This window comes from Microvirga calopogonii (assembly GCF_003347665.1).
GTDB lineage: Bacteria > Pseudomonadota > Alphaproteobacteria > Rhizobiales > Beijerinckiaceae > Microvirga > Microvirga calopogonii.
Window position 1 is genome coordinate 20478 of the sequence record NZ_QDGA01000053.1, and the last position, 10016, is coordinate 30493.

General features: G+C 57.8%; 11 protein-coding genes and 2 pseudogenes. 6 read left to right on the plus strand and 7 right to left on the minus strand.

Going from position 1 to position 10016, the window contains the following annotated elements; translation table 11 throughout:
• Positions 1-73 precede the first annotated feature (73 nt).
• Both DDF70_RS25040 and DDF70_RS25045 read left to right on the plus strand, forming a co-directional pair.
• Entirely contained in the window at positions 74-373 is a 300-nt protein-coding gene (locus tag DDF70_RS25040; protein ID WP_162820644.1) for a hypothetical protein, read from the plus strand.
• 224 nt (positions 374-597) lie between these two features.
• Positions 598-921: a hypothetical protein gene (locus tag DDF70_RS25045; RefSeq protein ID WP_114947490.1), complete on the plus strand. Its 324-nt coding sequence runs from the start codon at positions 598-600 to the stop codon at positions 919-921.
• A 142-nt stretch (positions 922-1063) separates the two neighbouring features.
• Here the strand turns inward: DDF70_RS25045 and DDF70_RS25050 are convergent.
• A pseudogene (locus DDF70_RS25050) lies at positions 1064-1174 on the minus strand (CsbD family protein); the annotation flags it as partial.
• Positions 1175-1333: 159 nt separating this feature from the next.
• Here DDF70_RS25050 and DDF70_RS25055 point away from each other — a divergent pair.
• Positions 1334-1711, plus strand: a complete 378-nt coding sequence (locus DDF70_RS25055) for a hypothetical protein (protein WP_114947492.1) — start codon at positions 1334-1336, stop codon at positions 1709-1711.
• Positions 1712-1776: 65 nt separating this feature from the next.
• Positions 1777-1977 (plus strand): hypothetical protein, encoded by a 201-nt coding sequence (locus DDF70_RS25060; protein ID WP_114947493.1) that lies wholly within the window; start codon positions 1777-1779, stop codon positions 1975-1977.
• A 31-nt stretch (positions 1978-2008) separates the two neighbouring features.
• Here DDF70_RS25060 and DDF70_RS25065 read toward each other — a convergent pair whose 3' ends face one another.
• Positions 2009-3163, minus strand: a complete 1155-nt coding sequence (locus DDF70_RS25065; protein WP_114947494.1) for a sensor histidine kinase — start codon at positions 3161-3163, stop codon at positions 2009-2011.
• Between the two features lie 83 nt (positions 3164-3246).
• Entirely contained in the window at positions 3247-3624 is a 378-nt protein-coding gene (locus DDF70_RS25070) for a response regulator (protein WP_114947495.1), read from the minus strand.
• A gap of 468 nt (positions 3625-4092) precedes the next feature.
• Between DDF70_RS25070 and DDF70_RS25080 the strand changes: the two genes are divergently transcribed.
• The gene (locus DDF70_RS25080; RefSeq protein WP_114947497.1) at positions 4093-4536 is read left to right on the plus strand and encodes a GNAT family N-acetyltransferase; all 444 of its coding nucleotides are present in this window, start codon (positions 4093-4095) and stop codon (positions 4534-4536) included.
• Between the two features lie 2329 nt (positions 4537-6865).
• On the opposite strand, the gene DDF70_RS25090 is transcribed toward DDF70_RS25080, so the two are convergent.
• The 4 genes from DDF70_RS25090 to DDF70_RS25105 form a co-directional block, all read right to left on the minus strand.
• Complete coding sequence (locus tag DDF70_RS25090; protein ID WP_162820645.1) at positions 6866-7084, minus strand: hypothetical protein; 219 nt, start codon at positions 7082-7084, stop codon at positions 6866-6868.
• On the minus strand, positions 7077-7568 hold the full coding sequence (locus DDF70_RS36910; RefSeq protein ID WP_162820646.1) for a LuxR C-terminal-related transcriptional regulator: 492 nt from the start codon (positions 7566-7568) through the stop codon (positions 7077-7079). Before DDF70_RS36910 ends, DDF70_RS25090 begins: the two co-directional genes overlap by 8 nt.
• 545 nt (positions 7569-8113) lie before the next feature.
• Complete coding sequence (locus DDF70_RS25100) at positions 8114-8416, minus strand: hypothetical protein (protein WP_162820647.1); 303 nt, start codon at positions 8414-8416, stop codon at positions 8114-8116.
• 298 nt (positions 8417-8714) lie between these two features.
• The gene (locus DDF70_RS25105; RefSeq protein ID WP_114947502.1) at positions 8715-9104 is read right to left on the minus strand and encodes a hypothetical protein; all 390 of its coding nucleotides are present in this window, start codon (positions 9102-9104) and stop codon (positions 8715-8717) included.
• Positions 9105-9300: 196 nt separating this feature from the next.
• Between DDF70_RS25105 and DDF70_RS25110 the strand changes: the two are divergent.
• Positions 9301-9995: pseudogene (locus DDF70_RS25110) on the plus strand (IS6 family transposase).
• Positions 9996-10016: the final 21 nt, after the last annotated feature.

Below are 10016 nucleotides of genomic sequence, written 5' to 3' on the forward strand. Positions count from 1 at the left end.
TTAAATTCGACGGGTGATTCACCAACTGACCAGGGTGGCTTGGGCACGGCGAGAAACTTGTGGGAGAGGCCGCTTGAGTTCGCCCAAAGGATGGGCTCACCCACAACGATCCCTGATCTCATGGGTGTCGGCTGACAACTGCACCACGATGGCCGCAGCGCTCATTCGCCACCGCATCCGACATGTTGAAGCGGCACCAGGGCACTTTCAAAACCTGCTATCGCCTAATCCGGTTCGCCGCTTCTCGCCATGCTGCCTTGCGACGTTTCTCAAGGGAACGATTTTCATCGTGTTCAAAGGCTATGGGATCAAGAAACGCAGCCAGTTCAGCAATCCGTGGGTTCAGGTCATTGGGTTTCTGCATTCGACATAACCTCGCAATCGTTCGCAGCCAACGAAAGCCCTGGAGGGATGTTCCTCCTTGCGCATGTATGACGCCTCGCTGGGCTGATAGCTGCTCCTCGGTCGATTACCCCGTTGGACTGGATCAATGAGCGATGGAGCTACCAGAAAAGCCAAGCTGAAACGCTCTTGTCCCACTTCCGTTAACTGAGCATTGGATCGCCGTTGGCGATTAACTCATACGGAGATAAAGCCATGCGTATCGACCTGAAGCATGCTCTTGTTGCCGCCGCTCTGGTAGTTCCAACCCTTGCTGTTGCTGAGACTGGCGGCGCAGTTGGCGGGGCTGTCGCAGGTGGGGCGGCAGGTGCTGTTGTTGGCGGTCCGGTTGGAGCCGCTGTCGGCGCGGGCGTCGGCGGTGTGGTTGGCGGTGCAGCCTCAGGACCGGACCAGAAGAACGTTGTGATTGAGCACCGGGATGTTGGTACAACCGGAACGACCGGCTGTTCGACCACAACTCAGCAAAAAACCAATGATGTGACGGGCAGCACAACCACCAAGCAGCAGACGAACTGCTAAGGGCAACTCTGTCAGGTGCCTCGGCTATCGCACCACCCCACCGAACAACTCGACGGGGTGGTGAGTTTCGTGTCGCAGCGGCTTACTTCTTGAACGCGTCTTTGATTCCGCCCACAGCGTTTTGGATCTTGCCTTTGGCTTAGTCCATCTTGCCTTCACTCTTCATCTTGGAATCGCCGGTAAGGTCACCAGCAGCTTCTTTGGCCTTGCCATCGATGTTGGTCGCTGAGCCCTTCACGCGGTCCTTATCCATAGCCTGCTCCTGAAACATTAGACGCCAGTCTGCGTCCACCAAAGCCACGAGATCCGGTCAGGCTCGTTCCTGTGACACCGCCGCGTATGCATAGGTGCCGCGCTGCTCCGCAGAACCAGATTCTGCCACCTGCGTTACTCCTCCTTCATGGAGGCATAGATGAAGAAAGCTGCCATTGCCGTTGTCAGTTTGCTCGTTCTCGGAGCTTATAGTCCCAATCAGGCGCGGGCCGAGCCGGGCGGATGTCTGCAGTATGGTCTTGGTGGCGCAATCATCGGCCACTTTGCCGGTGGAAATCGTTGGAAGGGCGCTGCGGCGGGCTGTGCAGTCGGCGTGCTGCGCAGGCGTCAAGCCGAGAAGCAAGAACGTTTAGAGCAGCAACGCATCCAAGAGGAACGGATCACCCGTCAGCGCGAACAGGACCGCGTGGCTCGTCAGCGCGATCCTTATCAAAACCGAGGGCAGTACCAGCCCCGACAGTACGATCCGGATGAGACCGGAAGCTTCGCTCCACAGAGACGGTCCTATTCCTACTGATCAGGATGTTCCTTTCAGTCGTCCATTGAGCATTGAGATAGCGGCCACTTATCGAGGAAGTCGAGATGATGAAGAACCCTTGGATGAGCCTTTGGCTGAGTGCGGCAAACACTTGGGCGGGTGCTGCCCGTGGCTTCTGGACGGCAGAGATGCACCGTCAGCAGAAGGTGATCTTGAATGACATGACCAAGCCAAAACGGCAGCCCGCCGCTAAAAACTTGCCCAGAAAAGCGTCAGCCGGAGCGAGAAGGAAATCCAAAGGCTGATCTTGGCGCGTCGTTTTATCTGGGGCAGCCCTCAGTAAGCGGGGACGAATCGCTGCTCGACCAGCGGCGCTTCCATCGCAAACCGAAGCCCGCCCTTGTCATACTGGACTTCCACTTCGGCGTTGCACTGCATGGGTAGAACCCGCTGCAACAGCGTCGAGCCAAAGCCTTGGTGCTGCGGCTCGCTCACGGGCGGACCACCGAACTCCTTCCACTCCAGATGGAGCTTCCTGGCACCCTCGATCTCGGCCACACTCCACCGAACCTGGACGTAGCCAGTCGGAACCGACAGAGCCCCGTACCGGACAGCATTCGTGGTCAGTTCGTGAAGGGCCATACCAACCGGCACCGCCAAATCCGCCGCTAACTCGACGGGTGGTCCCAGGAGCATGAACCGGGGCTGTCTGCTCTCGGCGAACGGCTTGAGTTCATTGAGGGCGATCTCCCGCAGTGGGGCTGTCTGCCAGTAGTCCTCGGTCAAGAGATTATGGGTCTTCGCTAAGGATGTGACGCGCTTCGAGAAAGAGCGATAGAACTCGTCAAAGCTGCCGGTGGACCGGCCAGTGGCTCCAACCAGCGCCTGAACCGTGGCCAGCGTATTCTTCACCCGATGATGAAGCTCACGAACCAGCAAAGCTTGGCGCTGCTCGATCTGGTGGCTGGCCTCCAGCTTCTCGTTCCGCTCTGCAATGGCGCGGCGCAGTTCCAGTTGTGACATGACCTGCCGCGCCAGCATTGTGAGGGTGGATGCCTGCTCCTCGGTCAGACAACGCGGAACATAGTCAAGAACGCACAGCGCACCTAAGGGCAGTCCGTCAGGTGATCGCAGCACCGCTCCCGCGTAGAAGCGCAAATGCGGCTCCCCTGTGACCAGTGGGTTACGGGCGAAGCGAGGGTCCTCCGTTAGATCGGGAGCGATGGTCAGTCCCGGCTGAAGCATGGCCGTGAGGCAGATCGAGCGGTCGAGCGGCGTCTCCCGCACTCCCAGTCCCACCTCGGCCTTGAACCACTGCCTGCGCTCGTCAATCAGGCTGATGAGGGCAATGGGCGTCCCACAGGCACGGGCGGCAAGCTGCACAAGATCGTCAAACGCTGACTCTGGCGGCGTGTCGATGATCCGGTAGCTGCGCAGGGCTGCGAGCCGGTCACGTTCCGTCCACGCTGGGAGCAATTTGTCGTTCAACACGAGCCAGTTACCAATAGGACCACCCGTGGGAACGCATTTAACCTATGTTAGTTCGAGCGAAGCGGCTGATTTCCCCAGGGAATTTAGTAGCAGCCGACCAGAAGCTTCTGACAGGCTTGGACCAGAATCGCAGATGGGACGGGCTTCTCAATCCAGACCACATGGTGAAATTCTGACAGAAGCTGACGGTCCTCATGGTGGCCTGAATAAATCAGGAACGGCACCTCACGGCGGCTAAGCTCCAGAGCGACCTCGCGGCATGGACCATCCTTCAGCGTGGCATCTAGAATGGCTGTGTTGGGTGAATTGGTCCCGAGCCACTCCAAAGCAGCGGCACAGGTTGTGAAGGGACCGGCTACACCATAGCCTGCGTTCTGCAACTCATCCTGGAGATTGAGCGCAATCAGGGCTTCATCCTCCAAGACGAGAACAAGGGGTCTGCCGTTTGCCTGCTCAGTCATCTGATAAGCCTTGACCCATCCAGGTTGAATCTATCCTGAACAGCAAAACTTGGCCATTGAGATTCAGGATCGTACGGCAGTACGCGTCGGCTGTGTGTATAGGGATGGGAAAAAGAACCCGGCGGCTCGGATGAGCGCCGGGTCGAGCAATCTCTCGCAAGTCTTGGACCCACTGCACAAGGGGAATGCGGGGATCAATAGAGGGTCCGAATGTTTGGATAATTCTATTGCCACTGATGGGTTCCATCTTCGCCAACTCGCCCATGCCTGCTCTTCTGAAGCTCATTGGCATCATTGCCGAGATCAACGGGGCTGAGCGTGTGACGCCGACAGAGCCCACATGGAATCCCGCTTGTACTCCACAGTTTTGATCCCTCGTGGTAAGAGGAGATCAACGCGAAGTTCAAAAGCAACCGCTCAAGACACGCCCTCTGATTTCCACCTCCGCATTCCTGAACCGATCCCACAATGATTGCCCTCCGACCGGCCAGTTCGGACGACTATGCCTTTGCCCTCGGACTTTACACCGAAGCGATCAGACCTCTTGCAAGTGCCTGGATGAAGTGGGTCGATCCCGACCAGGAGGCTCTGTTTGCCAGCCTATGGCGTCCGAATGATACCATGATCATTACGCTCGATGACCGGGATACCGGGTGGGTTGAATTTCGACAGGTCGAGGGTGAATTGTTTCTGAAGCAACTCTATATCTCTCCTGCGTATCAGCGGCGTGGAATTGGCTCACGGGTGATGCGGTTGCTCCTGGAGGAGCGTTGCAGGATGGCAAAGTCGATGGCGCTGTTCGTGCTGAAGAATAACCCTGCTCTTCGATTCTACACTCGGCATGGCTTCCAGATCGTCCGGGAGACACACACCACGTTGGTGATGCGACGTGCAATGGCTGAGGCGGCTTGATCCGACCGATTGAGTATCGGTTTAGCGGACGACATGATCCAGGCTGGTACAATACGCCAAAACCGGCTCTGGGACGAAGGTCAAAGACCAGTTATGAGACCGGCATCCCGCAACTACTTTCAATAATCCTGTTCATTACGAGCGCGAATTGACGCGGGACCTCCTCTGCATCGTTTTTCTTCGCTAACCTGATGAGCAGATCAGGGGAGATTGCAAAGGCATGCATAAGTTTGGGGTGTTTACCGCCCTTACTTTGAGTTGGATCACCGCATCCTGCGCTGAACGAATGGTGCATCCGGCTGCTATCCCCCAGCCACCGCCACTTAAAACCGCGCCCAAGCCATCGCCTAACTATGTGGAGGCGAGGCATCGGTCTGAGACAATTGCAAACGATGCCAGAACGCGTTCGGCCATCCGCTCCCGTCAGGTCACTCTAAGCGCCAGCGTGAAGCCAGAGCCGTCGCCTGGACCCCAGGCTCCGCTCCCGCACGTATCGCAACAGCCGAAGCAAACACCAATTTCGCGTGAACCGCCTGCGACCGTGGTGTTTCCGCCCCCGGAGCCAGCGGAGCCCAACTTCCCAGTCGCAGCGCTGATGCCGCCGCCCCCGGAACCCGCTGAACCGACATTCCCCTCCATCTCGCCAATCGTTGAACCGCCGCCCCCACCGAAGCCTGCCGCCCCCATCCTACCCGAGGTGCCTATAGAAACTGCGCTGCCCCCGCCGCCCGAGCCTGCTGAGCCGAGTTTTCCTGTGGCCACACTGATGCCTCCACCTCCAGAACCGGCTGAACCTTTCCTACCATCACAAGAAGAGGTCGCTGCTGAAAGCCCGATCTCAATCCCGTTTCCAGATCTTGCATCGTATCTTTCGCTACGCCCGCGTTTTGATTGGGTAGATACAGTGGGTGCTATCGAAATTCCGCAAAGTCCACGATCCGAGGCGCTTGAAACGAACCTGGAGGAGCAGGTCCCAAGCCTGATCCGAAATCCATGGCCACTCGCAACTGATGCTCCGTAAGAAGATGCTGAGAAGCGCCTGCTCAAATTGCGCCAGCACCTCTGCTTTGAACGCCATCCGATGGTTCAGGCCCGTCCGGAACTAACGCCTCTGGGACGGCGTGAACCCTGACGAGAACAACGAGGCGAGTGACGGAGAGGGAGCCGAGACAGAATCCGTCATGACCGGCTCGGCAGGACCGGTGCTAAGCCCCCGCAGTCGACCTTTGCGCTTGGCTGCTTAGTAGTAGCCTCCGGAGTACAAGGACACAGCGCAGTCCGGATTACCCCCGGCCACCCTTGTAGGCGTTGGCCAAATATGGGACCACATAGGCGGATCGACCAATGGCGCAGCCTACCAAGCCTCCAACAGCCCTGATGTGCTGGAGCAGCCTATCCCGTCACCGCATGTCTGATCCGAGCGGCAGCCTCTATGGGTTCGATGCCATCGGTGTACCAGTCTAAGATCGCCAGATAGAGTCCATTCCGCAGAAGGGGGTGGTGCTCGGAGGGAAGGTGTTCCTCGACAGCGGTCAGGTATCGCGAGAAAGGCTTTAGCATCGAACCGACCTCCGCTGATGTTCCTCACTCTGGGACAGTGCTCTTCCAGGTAGAGCACCAATGGAGCAGCATTTTGGCTTTCACCCTCTGCCCAAACTTCGGGCTTGTACTCCTGCAACTCCACCCAACACCGCCGGTCCCCCTTCTTGGGTTGGGCACAGAATGGAACCTCCCCTGCCCTTGAGCGATGACTTGGATTGGTTGCTCTTCTGGCTGCGGGATCAGCCATGCCGGATGACCCCGAAACAACCTTGCAGGAGTTGCGCCATCGGTTAGCCACCGAAAGTCTGCCCAAGCTCTCTGCCGAGGCATTGCGCTCGTTCAAGCGGGAGGATCGGCGTGATCTCAAGCTCGCACAGCCGCCTCTTTCCAGAACTGTACTCAGCCTGTCGGAAGAGGCACGGCGTCTGTTCGTCAGGAAGAGTGATCCAGAGTGGCCGTGGCGGCGACGATGATCGTGCTCCGGAGGAGCCTGTCGCGCCCCTCTTACTCTCTTCGTCGGGACAATGCAGAAGGCAGGCCGCCCTGTTTGCGGACGGGCTGAAGTTCAACGGCATCCTGAGCCGGTTCAGAACGGCCCTCCGCTTCAGGTGTTCGCTCCGTCTCAGGTTCTGAGGAGAGATCCAGTTCCTTCGGATGCTGCTCGTCTGCGGCTTGCAGAGAGACTGTGGGTGTGTCTACCGATTCGGAGTGGACGCGGGCTCCGTCTCCAGGTCGTGTGCTGCGGGGGGGCAATACCTCGATGCGGCCAGGGAAATCGTTCCGGCCCTCATACGGAACGGAATCGTGAAAATCGGGCCTGATCCCGGTGCGGTCGGTCGAGAAGGACCTCATTCCGGACTTCGAGCACGAAGAAGCGCCCTTCCCGAGTGGTCACATCCACCCGCCTGACCACACCCTCCGAGAAGTTCTTCCATGAACCGGGCGGATGGAAATGGACGCGCAGTTCATCGCCAACAGCAATCTTCATCGGCAACGTCTCAGACATTCAGGGTCGATCCTTCTGTCCTTGGTAGGCGCTGAGAGGCCCACATGGCAGCCTGGGTACGATTGGTGGCCCCGATCTTGCGCAGAATGGCTTTGACGTGGACCTTGATCGTGGCTTCGGTGATCTCCAGCTTGCGGGCGATGACCTTGTTGGGCTCGCCTTTGGTCAAGCATCCCAGGATCTCTCTTTCCCGCATGGAGAGCCTGCAAGCCGCCAGAGCAGGCAGCTTCGCCTCTGCTACACTGTTGACATGGAGCGACTGATCCTGATCCGAGGCTGCACCGCTCGTAAGAGAGCGAAAGATCGCCGAAGGCAGCACAGTCTCGCCAAGCATCACCAGTTCCAACGATTTGATCAGAACCTCAGGAGCCGAGGCTGTGAGACAGAAGCCATTCACGCCCGCCGCGTGCCCGAGCCGCACCACGCTGAGGTCGAACTGATCCGCCAGAGCCACGATCCGAGCTTGCGGGAACCGCTCTTTCACTTGTCGGACGGCTTCAACCCAGCGACTGGCGTTCTGCTTGGCCTCGATAAGCACCAGTGCGGGCTGCGATCCTCGCGGATGAAGCCGTCCTGAGACAGGGGCCGAAGCGGCTTCCGTAAGAGCGAACAAAGTCCCCTGGAGGATGTTTTGAAGCCCTGACTGTAAGAGGAAGCTGTCGCAGATCAGAGCGGTAGAGATTGCTGGAATAAGATTGCCGGATGGAAGGTCTGGGTCCGACGAGCGCTCATGAACAAGCGTCAGCGTTTGCGCAGTCATCTTTGCCCCCTATTGGCTCTCAAGTTAAACAAAGGTAAATAGGTTGCGGAAGAACCGTCTGTCGGCAACCAGACAAAACCCAATTATCCCATAGTCTAACGCAATATGCCGATCAGCATGCTCTGCTCCCTAAACTTAGCAATAAAGGACGACGACTGGCAACGCACACACCTTCTTCCTCAAGGCTCCGGGAGAACGTACGAAAAGCGCCCATCGAGGGCGCTTGAAGTCGCAGTCCGTAGGAGGTGGCCCGTTAAGTCGAAAATCCGTCAACCCACGGCCTGAAGGTCGTCCGCCATCGCCGACGACAGGTGCTTCTGGAGTTCAGCAATCAGCATCGTATAGGGCTGACGCCGCTCGCGATGCCTGCGCTGAAGGTTCCCAATGATCTGCTTCTTCAGCACAGGATCAGTTCGGCTTCGTTCCACGCGCAGCACCTCGTGCACATGCTCGAAATCAAGGTTCGCCAGGGTCCGCGACGTGCTCTGCAACATGTCATGCAAGTCGAAGCTTTGGTTCGTCCCGACGATCAGGCGGTCCAGCAAAGATGAGATATGCTGTTGGTTCTGCATGAGAGCCCCCGATTGGCCTGTGCCGAGCCGCACCTGTCATCAGGAAAGGCTCGGCACAGGCACAACTTCAAGAAACGTTCATCCCTAAACTATCCCGCCCCAGCATACATCAGTTATGAAACCGCTCTGACCACCTCGGTATGAGACCGCTGATCGGTATCGCACCACACTGCTTGGATGTTTTTGCTGAAGGCGCAGCACGAAATACTGGAGAAGAGAGCATCTGTCTGTTGGAAACCCGACAAAGTATCTCACTATTTTGTATAGTTCAGCTTGTCGCAGATGTACTGCCTCAGTTCTACTCTCGCACTGGTCCAGCCAAGGGTGTGCTGGGAGCAAGGCGGCAGCGCTCCCGAAACACCTGTTGCGCGGCAGCAAGGTCAGGAACCCAGGTCTTGAACCGCGCCGTCATCGCACCGCGTCCCTCCACATTCAAGGATTGGAGCCCCATTGTGTGGAGTGGCCCCACGAGCCTGTCGCCCTCACCGAAGAACAGAGTGCCGTCCTCCCACTCCAGCAGCACAAAGCCTTTATCAGTTTGAACAATGAAGCTTTGGCAGAACGGCTTGAAATCGAGAACTACCGTGCCGGTAAAGCGGGGATTGCCGGGACCGGTGGTGATGAGACCCACGACGCCAACCACAAAGGCAACGCACCAAAGGCCAACAGCCAGGAGAGGCTTTGTCATCGCAGGCCCCCTCACAGAATTGGAGAGACCGCCCAGATCGACGCAGCACGAACTTTGCGAATATTATAGCCGCTTTAGTGGGCTATGTTAATGATCCGGTTTACCCTGTCGTGAGCACAAAGCCCCCGAAATATTCGGCTCCGTTGCATTAACCTTGGCCGTATAGCAAGGGATGGCCAATTGAGGAGCCATCCTGTTGTCGATCTTCAAGCGCCGCCGTTTTCCGGTCGCGATCATCCTGCTGTGCGCGCGCTGGTACTGCAAGTACGGGATCAGCTACCGCGATGTGGCGGAAATGATGTGCGAGCGCGGTATCAGCGTCCATCCGAGCACGATCTTTCGTTGGGTCCAACGCTATGCCCCGGAGATTGAGAAGCGGATGCGGCCCTGCCAAGGACATCGTGCAGGTCCGTGGCGAGTGGATGAGATGTACGAGTGGGCGGACGCTGGCGATATTTGTTCCGAGCGGTCGATAAACATGGTCGACTGATCGACTCCATGCTGGCTGGTCGGCGTGATACTGGAGCGGCTTATCGCTTCCTGCGCAAGGCTCTGAAGACAATGAGCGATTATCGGCCGTCCTCGATCACGACTGACAAACTGGCATCTTACCCGAAGGCAATCCGGCGCTTGCAGAATGAAGGGTTGCTATCGAAAGATGTCGAGCATCGGACGTCAAAGTACTTGAACAACATCATCGAAGCGGATCACGGTGCACTTAAGCGAGTGATCCGTCCGACTCGCGGCTTTCAGACGATGACAACTGCAGCGGCGACCCTGAAGGGTTTTGAGATCATGCGCATGATCCGCCGCGGTCATTACAACAAGCGGGGATGGCGAGCGATAGGCGAAATCCGTCTGGTCAATCAGCTCTTCGGTCTTGCTGCCTAAGCGGCCCGTGAAACTGGGTCC